Source organism: Parasedimentitalea psychrophila, assembly GCF_030285785.1.
GTDB lineage: Bacteria > Pseudomonadota > Alphaproteobacteria > Rhodobacterales > Rhodobacteraceae > Parasedimentitalea > Parasedimentitalea psychrophila.
Map to the genome: position 1 here is coordinate 4774361 of NZ_CP127247.1, position 20756 is coordinate 4795116.

The 20756-nt window shown below is 59.6% G+C and carries 17 protein-coding genes; 6 read left to right on the forward strand and 11 right to left on the reverse strand.

The window, feature by feature from the left end:
- The first annotated feature begins 6 nt into the window (after positions 1-6).
- From QPJ95_RS23120 to QPJ95_RS23130, 3 genes are read left to right on the forward strand one after another with little or no spacing between them, the layout of a single operon-like run.
- The gene (locus tag QPJ95_RS23120; protein ID WP_270919670.1) at positions 7-1218 is read left to right on the forward strand and encodes an acetyl-CoA C-acetyltransferase; all 1212 of its coding nucleotides are present in this window, start codon (positions 7-9) and stop codon (positions 1216-1218) included.
- A complete protein-coding gene (locus QPJ95_RS23125) occupies positions 1218-1703 on the forward strand; it encodes a cupin domain-containing protein (protein WP_270919671.1) in 486 nt (161 codons plus the stop codon). The genes QPJ95_RS23120 and QPJ95_RS23125 overlap by 1 nt, the downstream gene beginning before the upstream one ends.
- Positions 1700-3898: a 3-hydroxyacyl-CoA dehydrogenase NAD-binding domain-containing protein gene (locus QPJ95_RS23130; RefSeq protein WP_270919672.1), complete on the forward strand. Its 2199-nt coding sequence runs from the start codon at positions 1700-1702 to the stop codon at positions 3896-3898. The genes QPJ95_RS23125 and QPJ95_RS23130 overlap by 4 nt, the downstream gene beginning before the upstream one ends.
- Before the next feature lie 131 nt (positions 3899-4029).
- Here QPJ95_RS23130 and QPJ95_RS23135 read toward each other — a convergent pair whose 3' ends face one another.
- The 3 genes from QPJ95_RS23135 to QPJ95_RS23145 all read right to left on the reverse strand — a co-directional run bounded on the left by QPJ95_RS23135 (position 4030) and on the right by QPJ95_RS23145 (position 6592).
- Entirely contained in the window at positions 4030-4716 is a 687-nt protein-coding gene (locus QPJ95_RS23135) for a Hint domain-containing protein (RefSeq protein ID WP_270919673.1), read from the reverse strand.
- Positions 4717-4913: 197 nt separating this feature from the next.
- Positions 4914-5579 (reverse strand): sulfotransferase family 2 domain-containing protein, encoded by a 666-nt coding sequence (locus tag QPJ95_RS23140; protein WP_270919674.1) that lies wholly within the window; start codon positions 5577-5579, stop codon positions 4914-4916.
- Between the two features lie 89 nt (positions 5580-5668).
- Complete coding sequence (locus tag QPJ95_RS23145; RefSeq protein WP_270919675.1) at positions 5669-6592, reverse strand: DMT family transporter; 924 nt, start codon at positions 6590-6592, stop codon at positions 5669-5671.
- Between the two features lie 76 nt (positions 6593-6668).
- Between QPJ95_RS23145 and QPJ95_RS23150 the strand changes: the two genes are divergently transcribed.
- Complete coding sequence (locus tag QPJ95_RS23150) at positions 6669-8297, forward strand: AMP-binding protein (protein WP_270919676.1); 1629 nt, start codon at positions 6669-6671, stop codon at positions 8295-8297.
- Between the two features lie 109 nt (positions 8298-8406).
- Positions 8407-9417, forward strand: a complete 1011-nt coding sequence (locus tag QPJ95_RS23155; RefSeq protein WP_270919677.1) for a hypothetical protein — start codon at positions 8407-8409, stop codon at positions 9415-9417.
- 38 nt (positions 9418-9455) lie between these two features.
- Here QPJ95_RS23155 and QPJ95_RS23160 read toward each other — a convergent pair whose 3' ends face one another.
- The 7 genes from QPJ95_RS23160 to QPJ95_RS23190 all read right to left on the reverse strand — a co-directional run bounded on the left by QPJ95_RS23160 (position 9456) and on the right by QPJ95_RS23190 (position 16541).
- Positions 9456-10790: an SPOR domain-containing protein gene (locus QPJ95_RS23160; RefSeq protein ID WP_270919678.1), complete on the reverse strand. Its 1335-nt coding sequence runs from the start codon at positions 10788-10790 to the stop codon at positions 9456-9458.
- Between the two features lie 137 nt (positions 10791-10927).
- Positions 10928-11560, reverse strand: coding sequence for a uracil phosphoribosyltransferase (upp, locus tag QPJ95_RS23165; protein ID WP_270919679.1), 633 nt, complete (start codon positions 11558-11560; stop codon positions 10928-10930).
- Positions 11561-12544 carry an adenosine deaminase gene (locus tag QPJ95_RS23170; RefSeq protein ID WP_270919680.1) on the reverse strand — a complete coding sequence of 328 codons (984 nt, stop codon included), beginning with the start codon at positions 12542-12544 and terminating at the stop codon, positions 11561-11563. It abuts the gene before it with no gap.
- On the reverse strand, positions 12541-13752 hold the full coding sequence (locus QPJ95_RS23175; protein WP_270919681.1) for a phosphopentomutase: 1212 nt from the start codon (positions 13750-13752) through the stop codon (positions 12541-12543). Before QPJ95_RS23175 ends, QPJ95_RS23170 begins: the two co-directional genes overlap by 4 nt.
- Positions 13752-15056: a thymidine phosphorylase gene (locus tag QPJ95_RS23180; protein WP_270919682.1), complete on the reverse strand. Its 1305-nt coding sequence runs from the start codon at positions 15054-15056 to the stop codon at positions 13752-13754. The genes QPJ95_RS23175 and QPJ95_RS23180 overlap by 1 nt, the downstream gene beginning before the upstream one ends.
- 4 nt (positions 15057-15060) lie before the next feature.
- Positions 15061-15453, reverse strand: coding sequence for a cytidine deaminase (locus tag QPJ95_RS23185; RefSeq protein ID WP_270919683.1), 393 nt, complete (start codon positions 15451-15453; stop codon positions 15061-15063).
- The gene (locus QPJ95_RS23190; RefSeq protein WP_270919684.1) at positions 15450-16541 is read right to left on the reverse strand and encodes a cupin domain-containing protein; all 1092 of its coding nucleotides are present in this window, start codon (positions 16539-16541) and stop codon (positions 15450-15452) included. Before QPJ95_RS23190 ends, QPJ95_RS23185 begins: the two co-directional genes overlap by 4 nt.
- A gap of 148 nt (positions 16542-16689) precedes the next feature.
- On the opposite strand from QPJ95_RS23190, the gene QPJ95_RS23195 reads away from it, so the two are divergent.
- A complete protein-coding gene (locus QPJ95_RS23195; protein WP_270919685.1) occupies positions 16690-18963 on the forward strand; it encodes an NADP-dependent malic enzyme in 2274 nt (757 codons plus the stop codon).
- Between the two features lie 123 nt (positions 18964-19086).
- On the opposite strand, the gene QPJ95_RS23200 is transcribed toward QPJ95_RS23195, so the two are convergent.
- Positions 19087-19794, reverse strand: coding sequence for an SDR family NAD(P)-dependent oxidoreductase (locus QPJ95_RS23200; protein ID WP_270919686.1), 708 nt, complete (start codon positions 19792-19794; stop codon positions 19087-19089).
- Between the last annotated feature and the right edge of the window lie 962 nt (positions 19795-20756).

Sequence of the window (20756 nt, forward strand, 5' to 3'; positions counted from 1 at the left end):
AGCATCATGACTGACGCCTATATCTATGACGCGCTGCGCACCCCGCGTGGCAAGGGCCGCAAAGACGGCAGCCTGCACGAGGTGACCTCGCTGCGGCTGTCCGCCCTGACCCTGAATGCGGTCAAAGAGCGCAACAATCTGGACGGTCACGCCGTCGAGGACGTGATCTGGGGCAATGTGACCCAGGTCAAGGAACAGGGCGGCTGTCTGGCCCGCTCGGCGGTGCTGGCATCCGATCTGGATGAACGTATCCCTGGTCTTGCCATCAACCGGTTCTGTGCCTCGGGCATGGAAGCCGTCAACCTGGCGGCAAACCAGATCAAAGGCGGTGCGGGTAAAGCCTATATCGCCGGCGGTGTCGAAATGATGGGCCGGGTGCCGATGGGCAGCGATGGCGCCGCTATCGCGGTTGATCCAACCCTTGCCATGGACCAGTATTTTGTGCCGCAGGGCATTTCGGCGGACATCATCGCCACCGAATATGGCTTTACCCGTGAACAGGCCGACGCGCTGGCGGTGGAATCGCAGCGCCGCGCCAAGGCCGCCTGGGACGAGGGCCGGTTTGACAAATCGGTGATCACCGTGCGCGACCAGAACGGTTTGGCGATGCTGGACCGGGATGAATACATGCGGCCGCAGACAGACATGCAGTCCTTGGGCGCGCTGAACCCGGCGTTCCAGATGATGGGCGAGCAGATGCCCGGTTTCGACAAGATCGCGAAGATGAAATACCCGCATCTTGAGCGGATCAACCATATTCACCACGCCGGTAACTCCTCCGGTATCGTCGATGGCGCCGCCGCAGTGCTGATCGGCAACAAAGAGTTCGGTGAGCAATACGGGCTGACTCCGCGGGCCCGGATCAAGGCCACCGGCAAGATCGGCACCGATCCCACCATCATGCTGACCGGGCCGGTTCCGGTGACGCAGAAAATTCTGGCCGACAATGGCATGGTGATCGGCGACATCGACCTGTTTGAGGTCAACGAGGCCTTTGCTGCGGTGGTGCTGCGGTTCCAGCAGGCGTTTGATGTCGACCCCAATGTGGTCAACGTCAACGGCGGCTCGATCGCTATGGGTCACCCGCTGGGCGCTACCGGGGCGATCATCATCGGCGCTCTGCTGGACGAGCTGGAGCGTCAGGACAAGGAAATGGGTCTGGCGACGCTGTGCATTGCCTCCGGCATGGGTGCCGCCACCATCATCGAGCGCGTCTGATGCCCAAGCTGAACCTTTCACAAATCCCTTTCGTCTCAAGATGTTCTTATCCGGGCAAGCTGGCGCAGCCGTTTGATGGCCGTTCCAACCAGCGGTTGGGCGATGCCAGCGGGCTGACGCAGTATGGTGTCAACATTGTCCGCCTTGAACCCGGCGCCCTGTCATCCCTGCGGCACTACCACATGCAGCAGGACGAATTTCTGATGATGACCGAAGGTACCTGCACCCTGATCGACGATGACGGTGAGCATGAGATGCTGCCCGGAGATTGCGCCAGCTTTCCGGCTGGTGACGCCAACGGCCACCATCTGGTGAACAAAACAGACTCCCCCGCCGCCTTTTTGGTGGTGGGCACACACACGCAATCTGAGACCGCTTTCTACAGCGATATCGACATGATGGTTAGGAGTGGTCCAGACGGCTCCGCCTTTAGCCGCAAAGACGGCAGCCCGCTGACGGCTGACCAGATCGGAGACAATAAATGACCGATTTCACCTATGACGTCGACGCAGACGGCCTTGCCATCATCACCTGGGATGCCCCCGGCAAGTCGATGAACGTGCTGACCCGCGAGGCCTTTGTGCTGGTCGAGGACTATATTGATCGCGCATTGGCGGATGACGCCGTCAAGGGCGTGGTGATCACCAGCGGCAAGAAAGACTTTGCTGGCGGTATGGATCTGAATGTTCTGGCCAGCATCCGCGACGAATCCGGCGATGAACCGGCCCAGGGCCTGTTCGACTTCACCATGAACGGCCACCGCATCCTGCGCAAACTGGAACGTGCGGGCATGGATGCCAAGACCAACAAGGGCGGCAAGCCGATTGCCTGTGCCATCAATGGCACTTGTGCTGGCATCGGCACTGAAATCGCGCTGGCCTGTCACCACCGGGTGATGACCGACAATCCCAAATCCAAGATCGGGTTGCCGGAAATCATGCTGGGGATATTCCCTGGTGGCGGCGGCACCATCCGCTATTCGCGCATGGTTGGCGCCATGGCGGCGGCTCCGGTGTTGCTGGAAGGCAAGATGCTGGACCCGAAGAAAGCCAAGTCTGCCCAGTTGATCGACGCTGTTAACGCCGACCCGTTAGAAGCCGCACGTCAGTGGGTGCTGAACGCCAAGCCTGCCGATATCGTCAAACCCTGGGATGCCAAGGGTTATAAAATGCCCGGTGGTGCGCCCTATCATCCCGCAGGCTTCATGACCTTTGTCGGTGCCAGCGCCTTGATCAACGGCAAGACCCAAGGCGCATTCCCAGCGGCCAAGGCGCTGCTGAGTGCGATTTATGAAGGCGCGCTGGTCGATTTTGACAACGCCCTGAAGATCGAGGCGCGCTGGTTCACTCATGTGCTGATGAACCCGTCATCCTCGGCCATGATCCGCAGCCTGTTCATCAACAAACAGGCGCTGGAAAAAGGCGCTGTGCGCCCCGAGGGTATCGAGGATCAGTCGGTCAAGAAGATCGGCGTTCTGGGGGCCGGCATGATGGGCGCCGGTATCGCGCTGGTGTCAGCGCAGGCCGGTATGGAAGTGGTGTTGATTGACCGCGATCAGGATGCCGCCGACAAGGGCAAATCCTATGCCGCGAGCTATATGGACAAGGGCATCAAGCGCGGCAAAGCCACGCCTGAGAAGAAAGAGGCGCTGCTGGCGCAGATCACCGCCACCCCTGACCTACAACAGCTGAAGGGCTGTGATCTGATCATCGAGGCGGTGTTCGAGGACCCGCAGGTCAAGGCCGAGATGACCAAGAAGGTCGAAGCCATCATCCCGCAAGATTGCATCTATGCCTCCAACACCTCGACCCTGCCGATCACCGGTCTGGCTGAGGCCTCGGTGCGGCCAGAGCAGTTCATCGGCATCCACTTCTTCTCGCCTGTTGAGAAGATGTTGCTGGTGGAAATCATCAAGGGTGACAAAACCGGTGATCGCGCAGTCGCCAAGGCGCTCGACTATGTGCGTCAGATCCGCAAGACACCGATCGTCGTTAATGATGCGCGGTTCTTCTACTGCAACCGCTGCATCATCCCCTATATCAACGAAGGTCTGCGGATGATCACCGAGGGTGTGTCACCGGTGCTGATCGACAATGCGGCACGCCAGCTTGGCTTCCCTGTGGGGCCGGTGCAGCTGAACGATGAAACCTCGATTGATCTGGGCGCCAAGATTGCCCGCGCCACCAAGGCGGCGATGGGCGATGACTACCCGGACAGCCCCGGTGACGATCTGATCTTCTGGATGGAGAGTCTGGGGCGGATGGGCCGCAAGGCCAATGCCGGCTTCTTTGACTATGACGACAAGGGCAAACGGGTCGAATACTGGAAAGGCATGCAGGAGAAATACCCGCTGGCCGATGAACAGCCTGATCTGATCGAAGTGCAGGAACGGCTGATGTTTGCTCAGGTGCTGGAAGCGGTACGGGCGCTGGAAGAAGGCGTGCTGGAAGACATCCGTGAGGGCGACGTGGGTGCGGTGCTGGCCTGGGGGTTTGCGCCTTGGTCCGGCGGTCCGCTCAGCTGGCTCGATATCATCGGCACGCCCTATGCTGCTGAACGCTGTGACCAGTTGGCCGAGCAATACGGCGAACGGTTCGCCTGCCCACCGCTGCTACGTGAAATGGCGGCCAAGGGGCAGAGCTTCTATGGTCGGTTTGATCCGGCGAAGAAGGTCGCGTAAGCGGCCAGGGAACACATCAGGCCATCCCTTGGGGGTGGCCATTTCAATTCGACTGGACCCGGGCTGATCAAAATACAAAAAGGGGCATCTGACATTTGTCATGCCCCTTTTATCAATGTTGGATCTGCGGCTTACCGCACCGAGACAAACTGGGCCTCACACTGCGCCGCCGATCCGGCGGGCACATCTGCGGTCCAAAAGGCTTCATCGACTATCATATCGGTGATCAGATCCCGCGCTGCGTCCTGTTGCAGCACACGGTAGAGCCCGTCTCTGGGCGCGGCTGATTCCAGAATGCTAAAGGGCGTTGCACTGAACGCCAAAAGACCGGCCTCAAGATAGATCACCTGGTCCTGGGCAAACCGCGGCATCACCAGCTGCAAGCATTGCCCTGCGGCGGCCCGGTGAATTCCACGATAGCCCTCAAGGGCGCAGGCGGGCACCACGACAAAGGGATCGCCCTGAGCATCCTCGGCCAGATCGCTTTCCACCAGGATACCCTGATCCGGCATCACCCACATCGGCACACGGTTGTGCAGCGCGTCCTGCGGCACAAACATCGGGCATTGTGGGTCCATTAGAATTTCTTCGGGCATCAGAATGGTTTCACGGTGCAATTCGGTGATTTCCTGCATGCCGTGATCAAAGGTCAACACCCTGTCACCAACGCTCAATGCTTCGACAGGCCGCCAGCCAAGGTTCGACGCCACATGGGTGCCGGCAAGCAAACCGCCCTGCCCGGTTGACACCAACGGCAGTTCGGTGCCCAAGCCCGAAGCCACCGGCGCGGGTTTACGTTTGGTGATCCAGTCAAACATCGCCTTTTCCTTCTAAAAAGACGGCCCTGCCCGATGGCAAAAGCACGTAGTATTCGTGTCAGCCCCAAAACACTGTGTTTTCAGGCCACAAATGGGCCAAAAATAGGGCATCTCGGGGTCATTGTCGGCAAAAACCGCCTAATCCCGGCCAATGCAGGGAATTAGCGACCGGTCGCTGACAACAGCTCAATGTCTAACTAGAGGGATAGCGGTGAATCGTTAAAAGAGTATTCAAATTGAGCAATATCTTCAGCGCAGCTCTGCGCCACCGACTGGGCTGCATCGGTGTCGTAGTACCTCCGCCAGTCGCGTTGCCGTTTTGAGGTATTGGCCAGAGGCAGCCTTATCTCAAAACCAAGATGGTCAAACAATGGCTGTGCATCGGTGGAAAAATGCTCCAGCCGGATATACAGCTGGCCCTGCTGGCTGCCATCGCGGTGGCGCAGGTATGACGCCGCCGAAGCGCCCCGGAACGCCGCCATGGTCTGGGGATGACTGGCAAAATCGCAAAAATCCAGCGACCGCGCCAGATGCACCGCCGGATGGTCAAAGCGCTGCTCTCGCAGCCAGTGGTAATAGCTGACCGCACGATCCCAAGGATTGCGTACCAGTGTGAAGACAAACAGGCGGCGCAGGGTCTGCTCCGGCACCAGCCCTTCGATATCGGCCAGGGTGGAATGTTTCCATTTGCGCCCACGGGTCGCCACGTCGTTTACCCGGTGCCGCCGCCGCCGCGCCTTGGGGGTGTCACCCAGCATGATGTCATCCGCTTTGGCCCGCGCCTCCAGCGCCAGCGCCAGCGCGGTGCCGCCGGTCTTGGGGATATGGATAAACAGGTAAGAGCGGCCAGGCGACAGGATCATAATGGCAGGCTAGAAAACAATGCGATAAATGGGAACCATGGCTGGGCGTCTTCCTGGCCCTGCGGCCAATGCATCACATATTTTTCAGGTTACCGCGAGCGCACCGCAATTGTCGCACCGGCCAGAATTATCAGCGCAATGCCAAACATCTGCCACAGGCCGATTTGCTGACCCAACACCGCCCAGGCAAAGGCCGGCCCGACAATCATCACCGAGTATTCGAACACCGCAACAAGCGATGCCTCGCCCAGTTGATAGGCCTTGATGATCAAGAACACCCCCAGCACCGAGCCAACCGCCTGAACCAGGACCCAATGGGTAATCTCCCAGACCGGCCAGACCCAGCCGCGGGTCACAAAGCCATCGGCGCCCTCAGCCACCGGCAAGGGCCACAGCTCAAGCACGCCCAAACCCACCGCGCCCATCACCGCCTGAGCGAGCAGCATGCCAAACAACATTGAAACCGTGCTTTCGCCCTCGCAGAGGCTGCGGGTGGCAATCGCCCCCAGCGCATAAAAGAAACCACCCGCCACCGGCAGCAGGATCAGCCAGTCAAAGTTTTTCAGATCCGGCTGCAATACAAACAACACCCCGGCAAAGCCCAGCAACACCGCCAGAATTCGGATTTTGCCAATCCGCATCCCCATAAAGAGAACCGAGATGAGAACAATGAAAATAGGCGAGGTAAACAGCCCGGCCAGGGCCTCGGCATAGGGCATCAGCGCTAAGGCCGAAAAATAGAACATCATCGACAGTGCAACCAGAAGGCTGCGCAGCACCACAGCGCCCCATTTACGCGGCGCGACCTGTCCCAGACCAATCGCCGCCAAGCCATAAATCAACGGTATGCTCAACACAGTTCGCATCAGGTAGAACTGCCACAGGCCAACAACTTCGGCCAACAAGGGCACCACATTATCGATCACGCCGATGACAGCCATCGCCGCCAACATGACATTTGCGGCAATCGCCGGGGAATTCGCGGCAGGTGTGGAAATAACCATTTGTTTCATAGTCTTCCCAATGGCAGCAACTTTGCGCACAATCTGGTCTCAAAACGACATATCGAATGATTCTGGGAGGAATTACATGGGGTGGATGGCTGACGAAACAGGTCTGGTAAAAACCGACGCCAACTATGTGCCATTGACGCCGCTGTCGCATCTGCGGCGCGCTGCGGTGGTGTTCAAGGATCATCTGGCGGTGAGCTATGGCAGCCACCGCAAAACATATGGCGAATATTACCAGCGTTGCAGCCAGCTGGCCTCGGGGTTGGTCAAACTTGGGGTCAAACCCGGTGATGTGGTGGCAACACTGATCCCCAACCTGCCGGCCCAGGCCGAGGCGCATTTTGGGGTGCCGGCCTGTAGTGCCGTGCTGAACACCATCAACACCCGGCTGGATATCGGCACGGTGGCCTATATCTTTGATCACGGTGGCGCCAAGGTGGTGCTGGTGGATTCGCAGTTTCTGGAACTGGCCGAAGCGGCGATTGAGGCGATGGACGGCCCGGCACCGACCTTGATCGAAGTTGCTGACGATCAGGCCGGCTGGCACGCCAGTGGCCGCCATCCAACCTACGAGGATCTGCTGGCCGGAGGCGATGCTGACTTTGACTGGATCCTGCCGCAGGACGAATGGGAAAGCTTGGCGCTGAACTATACCTCGGGCACCACAGGGCGGCCCAAGGGCGTGGTCTATCACCACCGCGGCGCCTATCTGATGACCATGGGAACCGTGGTCTCGTGGCGCATGGTTCTGCACCCGATCTATCTGACCATTGTGCCGATGTTTCACTGCAACGGCTGGAACCACACCTGGATGATGCCGCTGCTGGGCGGCACCTTGGTGTGCTGCCGTGATGTTTCAGCCAAGGCGGTTTATAACGCGATCCACTATGAGGGAGTCAGCCATTTTGGCGGTGCTCCGATCGTACTCAACATGATCGTCAACGCGGTGGATGAGGATCGCCGGACCTTTGACCACCAGGTCGAGGTCTTCACCGCCGGCGCCCCGCCTGCCCCCGCAACCCTGGCCAAGATCGAGGATCTGGGGTTCAACATCACCCAAGTCTATGGGCTGACCGAGACCTATGGTCATGTCACCGAGTGTTACTGGAAAGCTGGCGACTGGGATGCGCTGGACAAGCCAGGTGTGGCCGCGATCAAGGCCCGCCAGGGCGTCGCCATGCCGATGATGGAACATGTGGTGGTGCGCGACAGTGACCACCAGCCTGTGCCCATGGATGGCCGCACTCAGGGTGAAATCGCCATTCGCGGCAATTCGGTCATGAAGGGCTATCTGAAGAACCCCGAGGCCACCGCCGAGGCCTTTGCCAATGGCTATTTCAATTCAGGCGACATCGCCGTGCAGCACCCTGATAGCTACGTGCAGATCTCGGACCGGGCCAAGGATATTATCATCTCGGGCGGTGAGAACATCTCCTCCGTCGAGATCGAGGGCGTGTTGATGGGGCACCCGGATGTCAGTCTGGCAGCGGTGGTCGCCAAGCCCGACGATAAATGGGGCGAAGTGCCCTGTGCCTTTGTCGAGCTGAAACCGGGAACCGCGCCGAGTGAGGCTGATCTGATCAGCTTTGCTCGGCAAACTCTAGCCGGCTTTAAAACGCCCAAAACGGTGGTGTTTCAAGAGCTCCCCAAGACCTCGACCGGCAAAATCCAAAAGTTCGAGCTGCGCAAACTTGCCGAAAACCTCTGAGCAAGGCAGCGCCTTTGAAATGAACCTCTTGGCGGCAAAGCCGTTTGCCGCCAAGGGGCCAACCGTGTTAGCCTCACATTGTAATTGAGGCACAGGCAAGAATAAGCAGATGACTGCACTCCGGGAATATCAACGGCTTGAGGCTGCGGGCCTGTGGCGCGCCAGCCCCGAAGAGCAACGCCGGGACGTGATTGTTTCGGTCGGCGATGCCACGCTGACGATTATCGACATGAAGGAACGACCGCTGGCCCATTGGTCGCTGGCGGCAGTGGAACGGCAGAACCCCGGCCGCTACCCAGCGCTGTTCCATCCCGATGGCGACCCCGGTGAGACGCTGGAGCTGGGCGAAGATGAAACCACCATGCTGAAGGCCATTGAAAGGGTGCAGCAGGCCATAGCAGGCGCCCGGCCGCACCCGGGGCGGCTGCGCTCGGTCAGCGTGCTTGGCGGCCTTGGGCTGTTCGCCGCGCTGCTGGTGTTCTGGCTGCCAGGTGCGATGATCCGTCACACGGTCAGTGTGGTTCCCGACATCAAACGCAAAGCCATCGGCCAAGCCCTGCTGGGTCGAATTGAGCGGGTGTCGGGGCAAGCCTGTTCAACCCCTGAGACGGCCCCAATTCTGGCGAAGCTGGCTGAACGGACGGGAGTCCGGCAGGTTGTTGTGCTGCGCGATGGCCTTACCTCCAGCCTGCACCTACCGGGCAATATCGTTCTGCTGAACCGCTCGCTGATCGAAGATCATGAGGATCCCGCAGTGGCGGCCGGTGCCATACTGATCGAGCGCGCCCGTGCCCAGACCAGCGACCCGCTGATCGAAGTGCTGACCTCTGGTGGTATGCTGGCCTCGTTCCGCCTGCTGACCACTGGCAAACTGGATCGAAACAGTCTGGACCGTTTCACTGAAACCATGGTCAGCGCCCCACGCCCGGATGTGCCGCAAGAGAAAATTCTGGCCACCTTTGCCCAGGCGGCGATTCCCTCAACCCCCTATGCCTATGCCCAGGATATCACCGGTGAAAAAGTACTGGGATTGATCGAGGCGGACCCCATGGCGGGACGCAGCCTGGAGCCGGTGCTGAATGACCGGGACTGGGTGCAGTTGCAAAACATCTGCGGCTGAATTCTATCGCGGTTTCTGCGGTGATTTCTGAGGCTGAATTATTTGCTCAGACGTGCCCCTGAATAGCCCGCAGCGCGGACATTGGTCAGCGCCGCCTCAGCAGCGGCAGTGTCAGTATAGGGACCGGCCAGCACCACTTTATACATCTTCCCCTTGCGGGTGACACTGCCAAGTCGCACCGACAGGCCGCGGGCCGCAAGCCCCTGCGCTGCCGCCCGTGCGGCGGCGGGATCAGAAAAGGTTGCCGCGCGGACATAGCGCCGCGGCGCCGGAGCAGAGCGCGTCGACAGGTGAAGCACCAGATTTTCGGACACCTCGGCCTGACTCACGGCGGCACTTGTCGGCAAACTGACCACCGGACGATCCAGCGGCAGGGCGACAAGTTTGCGTGGCACGGTGCGGGTCCAGATCAGATCGCTTTGCGCATCGCCTTCGGCGGTGCGGGTTGCGCGCTGGCTGTTCAGCCGGTCATCCTCGCGGCTTGCCAATACATAGCCTGCGGGAACCTGAACCATACCGCTGATTATCGCAGGTTTCAGGCCGCGCTCGGCCCGCTGAAGGTTCAACCGGTCGTCCTGCCAAACAGCGCGATAGCCACTGGGCGGGGTGACGGCCTGACTGTGGCGCCGGGCCTGGTACACATGGGTTGGCACCACGCGCGTGTTGGGGGTCAACCGCAGCGACGATTGCGGCCCTACTCCGCTGCCAGTGCCAAAGGTAACCGGAGACACCGCCTGTGGGCCACAGCGGGCGCCCTGATTGGTATATTGCTGGCTCAGCGCAGAGGCATTGGCGCAACCGCCAGACGCCGGAGACGCAGCGGTCGCAACGGGTGCCCGGGCAGCAGAGACTGCGGGAGCGGCCGCAACGGCGGACTGCGGCGCTGGCTTGGCGGCCCTGACTGGGGCCGCAACCGGGGCCGCGCTGGCTGTCGCAGATGGACGTTGCGGTTTGGTTGGCGCCGGAGTGGTGGGTGCGCTGGTGCTGGCCACCGCCGTCGCGGGTCGTGTTGGCGCCGGAGCCGGAGCCGGAGTGGAAGGTTGCTGACTGGCTGGCAGCGTAATCAGCTGCGGTGCCGGGCCACCCTGCGAGGGGCTACGGGTCGCGCCGGCCACCGCAGTCGGCTGCTGACCACATAATTGCTTGCGCGAGCGGCTCACCCGCGGAACCCAGGTCACATTGCCGTCGATGCCCGCCCGAATGAACACACAGCCCTTGCTGTCGACATATTGTTTGCCCCTGTACGAAGCCGGAGGGAATTCAGCAGGCAGCCCTGCACTGGACTGTGATTGGGCCTGAGACTGGGAGGGGACGGCGGACAGGCCAAAGGTGCCTGCCGCAATGGTCAATGCAATAACTCTAGTGATCATCATAGCCGTGCCCCACAAAATATGGGTCAAAGATGCCTGAAAAGTGATTCGGTGGCAAGCATGGTTTGTGGACAATAATGAGGCAATCACCCAAATAGTTGCGCAATCACCCCATAATTCTGCCCCAACCTGCCAGGTTCTTACTTGGTGCCGAACATGCGGTCGCCCGCATCACCAAGACCGGGCATGATATAGCCCTTCTCGTTCAGCTCACGATCCAGCGATGCCGTTACAATCGACACATCCGGATGCGCCTCTTTCATCCGCGCAACACCTTCGGGTGCGGCCAGCAGACAGAGGAAACGGATATCGGTGGCACCGGCCTCTTTCAGCAGGTCGATGGCGGCGACCGAGCTGTTGCCGGTGGCCAGCATCGGATCAACGGCAATCACCAGACGATCATTCATGCCCTTGGGGACTTTGAAATAATACTGCACTGGCTGCAGTGTTTCCTCGTCCCGGTACAGACCGACAAAGCCAACGCGGGCCGAAGGGATCAGTTCCAGCACCCCGTCCAGCATACCGTTGCCGGCCCGCAGGATCGACACCAGCGCCAGTTTCTTACCGGCCAGGATCGGCGATTCCATCTCCTCCATCGGGGTCTCGATGGTGGTGGTGGTCAGCGGCATATCGCGGGTGATCTCATAGGCCAGCAGTTGGGTGATCTCGTGCAGCAGCCGACGGAAGCCGGCGGTCGAGGTGCCCTTGTCCCGCATCAGTGTCAGTTTGTGTTGCACCAATGGGTGGTCAACGACGGTCAGATGTTCGCTCATTTAGCTCTCCAGTCTTTTCTGCACCCGGTCACGGGTGGCATCATCACAAAAGGCGGCCGCCAGGGCCGTCGCATTCAGGGCGGCGAAATCGTCTGCGTCCCAGCCAAAAGCCTGGTTCAGCATCTCATATTCGCGCCGCATGGTGGTGTGGAAAAACGGCGGGTCATCGGTGGACACCGTGACCTTAACGCCTGCATCGCGCAGACGCGATATGGGATGTGAGGCAAAGTCCGGGCACAGTCCCAGCACCACGTTCGAGCCGGGGCAGACCTCGAGCACAGTGCCGCGGTCAGCCAGTTCATGCACCAGATCGGCGTCCTCGATGGCGCGCACGCCGTGGCCGATCCGTTCAACACCCAAGATCCGCACCGCATCACGGACGCTCTCGGGGCCACCAAATTCACCCGCATGGGTGGTCAGCCGCAACCCGGCCTCGCGGGCGCAGTCAAAGCTCCAAGCGAAATCGCCCTGTTGTCCCATGCCCTCGTTGCCGCCCATGCCAAAGCCGACGATCCAGTCGCCTGCGGTATCCGCCGCACATTGTGCCGCCTTCTTGGCCTTATCCGGTCCAAAATGGCGCACACAGGTCACCACGCCGCGCAGGGTGATACCGAACCGTTTCTCGGCCTCATCAGCGGCATCCTGTATCGCCGCCAAATAATCCCGCCAGGCGGCCAGATCGCCACCACCGCAGAAATCAGGGCTGAGGAAGGTCTCTGAGTAGACCACGCCATTTGCGGCGCTTTCCTCCAGAATGGCCAGCGTCAGGCGGCGGAATTCTTCGGGGCCGGTCAGTACCTCGCTGGCGGCCTCGTAGACCGACAGAAAATGGGTGAAATCGCGGAAATCATAGCCGCCATCAGCGCGAAAAATGCCGCTGAGGTCCATTTTCTTTTCATGCGCCAACTGGCGGATAAAGGCCGGCGGCGCCGCCCCTTCGTGGTGCAGGTGCAATTCGATTTTTGGCAGGTCGGCAACGCTCATAAGAAGCTCCTTCCGGGGCCTTCTGGCACAACACCAAGATGATCCGCAATGGTTGCGGCGATATCAACGTATCCCACCGCGCCAACCGGGCCGGAGCCGAGCCCGGCAATCAGTACCGGCACCTGTTCGCGGGTGTGATCGGTGCCCGGCCAGCTGGGGTCATTGCCGTGATCAGCTGTCAGCAGTAACATGTCACCCGGGCGCATCATTTCAATGATTTTGCCGATCTCGGCGTCAAACCATTCCAGCGCGCGGGCATAGCCCGAGATGTCACGGCGATGGCCATAAAGACTGTCAAACTCGACAAAATTGGCAAAAGTCAGACTGCCATCGGCGGCGTTTTGCAGCCGATCCGCCAGATGCTCCATCAGTGTCGCATCCGCGCCTTTTTGCAAGGTATCAATACCCTGCATGGTGAAGATGTCGCCGATTTTACCAATTGCATGCACCGCCCCCCCGGCGTTTTGCACCCAATTGGTCAGCACTGGCGCTGGCGGTGTAATGGCAAAGTCGCGTCGGTTGGTGGTGCGGGTGAACCCGTCTTGCGCATTGCCGACAAAGGGCCGGGCAATGACCCTGCCGACCTTCATCTGGTGCAGATGTGGTGCAATGCTGCGGCATAGATCGAGCAACCGATCCAGACCAAATGTCTCTTCATGGGCGGCGATCTGCATCACGGAATCCGCCGAGGTATAGACGATCGGCTTGCCGCTCCGCATGTGCTCTTCGCCCAGACGTTCGATAATGGCGGTGCCGGGCGCGTGGCAGTCACCCAGAATACCATCCACCCCGGCGGCCCTAGCCACATAGCGGCTCAGATCTGGGGGAAATGACGGCACAGTGTCGGGGAAAAAGCACCAATCCCAAGGCACCGGCAACCCGGCCAGTTCCCAATGTCCCGACGGGGTATCCTTGCCGCGGCTCACCTCGGCGGCGCAGCCCCAGCGGCCCTGCGGTTCAGCGCTAAACCCCGGCAGCGGCACGGATGAGGCCAGCCGCAGCGCAGCCCCCAGCCCCAGCTGTTCGAGGATCGGCAGGTGCAGCGGACCAGAGCGGCCAATCTCAGCCCGGCCCTCGGCGCAGGCCTGTGCGATATGACCCACAGTATTGGCGCCAAGATCCGGCAAAGCACCGTTGAAGAAACTGCTGGCATCCGGCGCACCGCCGATGCCAACGGAATCCATCACCACCAAAAACGCACGCGGCATCAGGATATCCTCTCATGGATAAGATCCGGCAGATCAGCGGGGTGCGGCGCAATGGTGATCGCCGCCTGCACCGTTGCCTCGGCAATGCGCGCAGCCTCTTCGCGGGCCGCATGGACCACCGCCAAAGGCGTGCCTTTTTCAACCCTCTCGCCCAGACGCACCAGCCCAGCCAGTCCAACGGCAGGGTTGACCAAGTCGCTTTCCACCATCCGCCCACCGCCCAGACGTACCACGGCAAGGCCCAGCGCCTCGCCGTCGATGGCAGTGACATAGCCCGCGCGGTTGGCGGCGATCTCCTTGATCACCGTCGCCTCGGGCAGGAAACGCTGCCAGTTGTCAACAAACCCAAGCGGCCCGCCAACTGCGGCGATCATCCGGCCAAAGCGGTCAGCGACCTGACCACCAGACAGGGCGGCATTGATGCGATCGGCGCCGTCCTGCTCGCTGGTGGCCAGACCGGCATCCGCCAGCAGAATACCACCCAAGACAGCGGTGATTTCGGACAAAGGCCCCTGCGTGACACCGGTCAGCGCCTTCATCACCTCGGCCACCTCAAGTGCATTGCCCAATGCTGGCGCCAAGGGCTGGTTCATATCAGTGATCACAGCTGAGGTCTTACACCCTGCCGCATTGGCCGTCTCGCTGAGAGCGCGGGCCAGCGCCCGAGCCTCGTCGAGGGTTTTCATGAAGGCGCCCGAACCAAGCTTGACATCCAGTACCAGACCATCCGGGCTGGCAGCCAGTTTCTTGGAAAGGATCGACGCGGTGATCAGATCCAGGCTCTCGACAGTCGAGGTCACATCGCGGATCGCGTAGAGCCGCCTATCCGCCGGGGCGATCTGGGCGGTGGCGCTGACAATGGCACAGCCGACCTCGTGCATGATCTGCACCAACCGGTCCTGTGGCACCTGAGTTGTCACACCGGGGATGGCTTCCATTTTGTCCAGCGTGCCGCCGGTATGGCCCAGCCCGCGCCCCGATATCATCGGCACATAGGCGCCACATTCGGCCAGCGCCGGTGCCAGCAGCAGCGACACGCAATCACCGACACCGCCGGTGGAATGCTTGTCCAGTACCGGCCCATCCAAATCCCAGCTCAGCACCTCGCCACTGTCGCGCATGGCAAGGGTCAGGGCGCGCCGCCCCTCAGGGCCGAGCCCGCGCAGGCATACCGCCATGGCAAAGGCACCGGCCTGCGCATCGCTGACCGTGTCATCTGCCAGCCCCCGGGCAAACCAGCGCAGTTGGTCTTCGCTTGGGGTGTCGCCCCGACGCAAGGTGGCAATGATCGCGCGCGCATCCATTGAATTAACTCCGGTCCATGTGGCTGGCGTCAAACTTGCCCGGCAGCAGATCGCCAATGGTGGTCACCTGCTCATCGCCGTCGGTTGTGGCCAGCGTCACTGTCACATCACCTGAGCCAAATTCCGCCAATTTCTGCCGGCAGCCGCCACAGGGCGGAATTGGCGCCGGGCAATTGGCAATCACAAACACCTCGGTCAGCTGCGTCTCCCCGGCCGCAACCATCGCCGCAATCGCCCCGGCCTCGGCGCAAGTACCTTCGGGATAGGCGACGTTTTCGACATTACAGCCCACATAGACCTGCCCCGAGACGGCGCGGATCGCAGCCCCCACCTTGAAGTTGGAATAGGGTGCGTGGGCATTCAGGCGCACAGCGGTGGCAGCATTTTTCAGGGTCATGGTGTCTCCAATGTCGTGGTGAAGCTGCCCGGCAGGCTAACCTCCAGTAGTTCCAGATCATCCGATGCATCCGACAGTCTGGTTTTCATCCCCGGTGGGATGACAAAAGCATCGCCCGGTTCCAGATTATACGGCTCGCGCCCCTCGCCGTGCAAGATCACTTGACCCGACATTACAAAGGCAAACAGGATATCGGTATCATGGCTGGCAAAGGGGCTGTCTCCCTGCCCCTTGCGCACCACCTGCACATCGGCAACGCCTTTGGTATTGGCGGCAATGGTGGTGCCCCGGCTGACAAACCCCGGCAGGCGGAAATCCTGCCAGTCGGCATCCCGAGCCTGATTAAAGACAAACCGCTGCCCCTGCCATTCGCGGTCAGGGCGCAGGTTTGGTGTCGGCAGAGTCATGTCATGGTCGATTTCGGTGACATGTTCAGCAGGAACGCCGATTTCGATCACCTGCACATCATCGCCCGAATGCAAAACCCGGTGGCGAATTTCCGGCGGCTGGATAAAACAATCGCCTGCGGTCAGCCGCATGGGAGGTCCCTGATCCTCGTAGGCCACGTCCACCCAGCCGTGAATGCAAAAGATCAGCTGAAAACCAACCCGGTGAAAATGCACCATATCCGGCACCGGACCGCCGCCCGGAATGCGGATGTGGCTGGCAATCACCGCGCCGCCCAGCCGATCAGGCACCAGATCCCGGTAATTCATGCCTGCCCGGCCAATGACCCAAGGGGCCTGATCGGCCAGACGGCGCACCACAAAGGAATGCACCGTTTGTGGCATCACCAGCGGTGGGTTGCGGTCTTCGATTTCAATCCGCGTCCCATTTGGCGCCGTCAACTGGCGCTGCCCATTGGCAAAACCATCGGGATCTTCGGTCAGAATGCGCAGGGTGCCCGGCGCCTCGGGCGCGCCTTTCTCAATACGCAGCCGCAGCCCATGCCCGGAAAACACCGCGACGCTGGGGTCATCGGCCGGATAAATTGAATCCATTCGCATCCCCAACACCTTGGTATAAAACGGAATATCATCACGCAATTCCTGCGTCGGCAATCGCATCTCGGCTATTGTAGCCATCATCAAAACCATCCCTATGCTTTTTGCATCAGAGTGATCACATTGGGCAGAATGTGCAAGAAGCCGCTGCGAAAATGGAGCGGTTCAATTCAACCATTTCCCCGACGTCAAAATTAGTTTAACACTAAACTACATATTTTTGGAGCGCCCTATGTCCGATACTCAGAACCTCCGCCAGGCTGCCTTGCATTATCACGAATCCCCGCAGCCCGGTAAGTTGGAGATCCGTGCGACCAAGCCGATGGCCAATGGTCGCGACCTGGCCCGCGCCTATTCGCCCGGCGTTGCCGAGGCCTGCACCGAGATCCTGGCCGACCCCGCCAATGCTGCCCGCTATACCATCCGCGGCAATCTGGTGGCGGTGGTGACCAACGGCACTGCGGTGCTGGGGCTGGGCAACATCGGCGCACTGGCCTCAAAACCGGTGATGGAGGGCAAGGCGGTTCTGTTCAAGAATTTTGCCGGCATTGATTGCTTTGACATCGAAGTGAACGAGAGCGACCCCGAAAAACTGGCCGATATCGTCTGCGCGCTGGAACCCACCTTCGGCGCCATCAATCTAGAGGACATCAAGGCCCCGGATTGCTTTATCGTTGAGAAGATCTGCCGCGAACGGATGAATATTCCGGTGTTCCACGACGATCAGCACGGCACCGCCATTGTGGTTGGCGCCGCCGCCAAAAACGCTCTGCATGTGGTTGGCAAAAGCTTTGACGACATCAAGATCGTTTCAACCGGCGGCGGCGCGGCCGGAATTGCCTGCCTCAACATGCTGTTGAAACTGGGTGTCAAGCGTCAGAATATTTGGCTCTGCGACATTCACGGCTTGGTCTATGAGGGCCGCGTTGAGGATATGAACCCGCATAAGGCGGCCTTTGCCCAGGCTTCGGACAAGCGAACGCTGGATGACGTCATCGACGGTGCCGATCTGTTTCTTGGGCTGTCCGGGCCCAATGTGCTGAAGCCAGAAATGGTTGCCAAGATGTCTGACAAGCCGATCATCTTTGCGCTGGCCAATCCCAACCCGGAAATCATGCCCGAAGAGGCCCGCAAGGTAAAACCGGACGCCATCATCGCCACCGGGCGCAGTGATTTCCCCAATCAGGTCAACAACGTGTTGTGCTTTCCGTTTATCTTTCGCGGCGCATTGGATGTTGGCGCAACTGAGATCAACGACGCCATGCAGATTGCCTGTGTCGAGGGCATCGCCGAACTGGCCCGCGCCACCACCTCGGCCGAGGCGGCCGCCGCCTATAAGGGCGAACAGCTGACCTTTGGCGCCGATTACCTGATCCCCAAACCGTTTGACCCTCGGTTGGTGGCAGTGGTGTCCTCGGCGGTGGCCAAGGCGGCGATGGAAACCGGTGTTGCCACCCGTCAAATCGACGACATGGAAGCCTACAAACAAAAACTGAACCAGACGGTGTTCAAATCGGCACTGCTGATGAAGCCCGTGTTTGAATCGGCCCGCGTTGCCTCGCGCCGGATTGTATTTGCCGAGGGTGAAGACGAACGGGTGCTGCGCGCGGCGCAGGCGATTTTGGAAGAAACCACCGAGACCCCGATCCTGATTGGTCGCCCCGAGGTGATAGACGCCCGCTGCGAAAAGCTGGGGCTGGATATTCGCCCCGGCTCCGATTTTCAGATCGTCAATCCCGAGAACGATCCGCGCTATTACGATTACTGGAACAGTTATCATCGGCTGCTGCAACGTCAGGGCGTCACCCCCGACATCGCCAAGGCGGTGATGCGCACCAATACCACGGCCATTGGCGCCATCATGGTACAGCGCGGCGAGGCCGACAGCCTGATCTGCGGCACCTTTGGTGAATATCGCTGGCACCTGAATTACGTCACGCAGATGCTGGGGGGCAATAGCTTTGAGCCACACGGCGCTCTGTCGCTGATGATCCTCGAAGACGGCCCCCTGTTCATCGCCGACACCCATGTCCGGGTAGAACCCACCCCCGAGCAGATTGCCCAGTCGGTGATTGGCGCCGCCCGTCACGTGCGCCGCTTTGGTCTGGAGCCCAAGATCGCGCTGTGTTCGCAGTCTCAGTTTGGCAATACCAACTGCGATACCGGCACCCGGTTGCGCGCTGCACTGGAAATCCTGAACGACAAGCCGCGTGATTTTGTCTATGAGGGCGAAATGAACATCGACACCGCTCTGGATGCTGACCTTAGGTCGCGGATCTTCCCCAACTCGCGGATGGAGGGCGCCGCCAATGTGCTGATCTTTGCTCATGCGGATGCGGCCAGCGGTGTGCGCAACATTCTGAAAATGCGGGCAGACGGGCTGGAGGTCGGGCCGATTCTGATGGGCATGGGAAACCGCGCCCATATCGTGTCACCGTCGATCACCGCACGCGGATTGCTGAACATGGCCGCCATTGCCGGCACGCCGGTCACCCACTACGGCTAATCCGCCAGCGCAACATAACAGGGCTGCTGGTCATTTGCTCTTGCAGCCCCCCCCCTTTGCCCCTGTGTTCAATACCAAACGGACAAAGGGGCAAGGGGGCAAAGGGGCAAAGGGCGATGCCTGTTATATCTCGACACGCACCTCGTGCATCCACAGTTTTTCTGGCCGTGACAGCATAAAGACAACCACGTCAGCCAGATCGTCAGGCTCGGTAAAGATGTGGTTTGGAACCTCTTCGCCAGCCTTGGCAAACATACCCGTATTGGTGCCGCTCTGATACAGTCCGGCGACCCGTACACCGGTTTCGGCCTCATCTTCCTTCAACACATCGGTAAACCCGCGCACGCCATATTTGGTGGCCGAGTAAACCGATTGCCCGGCCTGAGCGACAACGCCGGATTTGGACGCAATATTGAGAATCGCGGCCTCACCTCGTGTGCGCAGCATTGGCAGGATGTGCAGCGTCAGTTGCATCAGGGCAGTCAGATTGGTCTGAACGGTTGTGACCAGCATATCCGCATCAATAGAATCGAGCGGCCCGGCTTTGTGCCAGACACCGGCGTTGTTGATAAGGATATCAACAACGCCAAAATCAGTTTCAATCGTTTGCGCCGTGGTCGCCAAGGCCTTTGCATCCATGAAATCGACGGCATAGGCGCGTGCCTCGACAGCCCCCAGAGCCAGCGATTCAGCCACCACCGCATCAAGCCGCGTGCTGTTGCGGCCAAGAACGGCCAGTTTGCAGCCTTCGGCAGCCAGTTTCAGACAAATATGCCTGCCAATGCCATCGCTGCCGCCGGTTACAATGACGGTTTTACCTTTAAGTTGCATGTCAATAATTCCTTATTGTTAGCCAGACCCCATTCTCAACACGATGCCGATGTTGTTGGACACTTATTATTGCAGTAACCGGAAGACCCCGGAGGATGGCGGAAGAAGCCGGATAGAACCTTATAAACAAGGGGTTTCGTGACGGTGGGCCGCGTTCTGGACAAATTTTTTGGATGTCCTTCAAAACAGCTTAATACGGGCCTTTAACGCCGTTTGAACAATATTGAGACACCTATCTTTGCAAATTATTCTGACCTCTCTGCGAGCCTTATAAATAAGGTTGATCGGCCATTGTAGCCGTCTCGGCAGCCCGGCAAGCGCGCTCTCTCTAAGGGTCGAAACTGGGAAATCCTGCGCCAAGTTTGTTCACGGCTTCCCAGATAGGGATTTGTTTAAAGAGATCAAAGATATAGGGGTATTTGAAAAATTCCCTTACGTGCTGGAAGTGGGAATCGTTTTTGGGGAAAACCGACACATGGTGCTCCCAACTGGGATCCGAGCACAGCACTCATTTCTAACACTTTCATCCAATAGCTGCCATTCGAACGATACCCAGAAAACTCCGAACTAGCGCAGTCAGCGAACAATGCTACGGCCGCAGAAATCCGTCACTAAGGGCGGTAAGGAGCCGTTCGCTGCGAAGAGCACTAACGGCAGCTATGCGGACAGGGTGAGTTTTGCCTCAGTTGCACCTATGGCCGCTATTGGCGGACATTATTCTTGTGTATCTCTGAGTTGACGATAAAAAAGTGCGCAAAATCAGCTGAGGGGTGAGTAAGTGTTAGGTTCTGCCAGTGTTTGCCATGAGGGCTTGGAGAATGGTCTGGACGTAGTGGTGCAGTCGATTGGCGATTTGAAATATTCTAAATTACAGGTACTATTATGCTACGCATACTGACATTTTATTTCTGCATAGCAGCCAGTGCCGCTTTAGCTGATCAGGGCTCTGATGAGAGTTTAAA

Bases quoted from the DNA above. Each gene is read 5' to 3' on its own strand.
- QPJ95_RS23120 (WP_270919670.1), top strand. From the start codon at position 7: ATGACTGACGCCTATATCTATGACGCGCTGCGCACCCCGCGTGGCAAG.
- QPJ95_RS23125 (WP_270919671.1), top strand. From the start codon at position 1,218: ATGCCCAAGCTGAACCTTTCACAAATCCCTTTCGTCTCAAGATGTTCT.
- QPJ95_RS23130 (WP_270919672.1), top strand. From the start codon at position 1,700: ATGACCGATTTCACCTATGACGTCGACGCAGACGGCCTTGCCATCATC.
- QPJ95_RS23135 (WP_270919673.1), bottom strand. From the start codon at position 4,716: ATGTTTGACTGGATCACCAAACGTAAACCCGCGCCGGTGGCTTCGGGC.
- QPJ95_RS23140 (WP_270919674.1), bottom strand. From the start codon at position 5,579: ATGATCCTGTCGCCTGGCCGCTCTTACCTGTTTATCCATATCCCCAAG.
- QPJ95_RS23145 (WP_270919675.1), bottom strand. From the start codon at position 6,592: ATGAAACAAATGGTTATTTCCACACCTGCCGCGAATTCCCCGGCGATT.
- QPJ95_RS23150 (WP_270919676.1), top strand. From the start codon at position 6,669: ATGGGGTGGATGGCTGACGAAACAGGTCTGGTAAAAACCGACGCCAAC.
- QPJ95_RS23155 (WP_270919677.1), top strand. From the start codon at position 8,407: ATGACTGCACTCCGGGAATATCAACGGCTTGAGGCTGCGGGCCTGTGG.
- QPJ95_RS23160 (WP_270919678.1), bottom strand. From the start codon at position 10,790: ATGATGATCACTAGAGTTATTGCATTGACCATTGCGGCAGGCACCTTT.
- upp (WP_270919679.1), bottom strand. From the start codon at position 11,560: ATGAGCGAACATCTGACCGTCGTTGACCACCCATTGGTGCAACACAAA.
- QPJ95_RS23170 (WP_270919680.1), bottom strand. From the start codon at position 12,544: ATGAGCGTTGCCGACCTGCCAAAAATCGAATTGCACCTGCACCACGAA.
- QPJ95_RS23175 (WP_270919681.1), bottom strand. From the start codon at position 13,752: ATGCCGCGTGCGTTTTTGGTGGTGATGGATTCCGTTGGCATCGGCGGT.
- QPJ95_RS23180 (WP_270919682.1), bottom strand. From the start codon at position 15,056: ATGGATGCGCGCGCGATCATTGCCACCTTGCGTCGGGGCGACACCCCA.
- QPJ95_RS23185 (WP_270919683.1), bottom strand. From the start codon at position 15,453: ATGACCCTGAAAAATGCTGCCACCGCTGTGCGCCTGAATGCCCACGCA.
- QPJ95_RS23190 (WP_270919684.1), bottom strand. From the start codon at position 16,541: ATGATGGCTACAATAGCCGAGATGCGATTGCCGACGCAGGAATTGCGT.
- QPJ95_RS23195 (WP_270919685.1), top strand. From the start codon at position 16,690: ATGTCCGATACTCAGAACCTCCGCCAGGCTGCCTTGCATTATCACGAA.
- QPJ95_RS23200 (WP_270919686.1), bottom strand. From the start codon at position 19,794: ATGCAACTTAAAGGTAAAACCGTCATTGTAACCGGCGGCAGCGATGGC.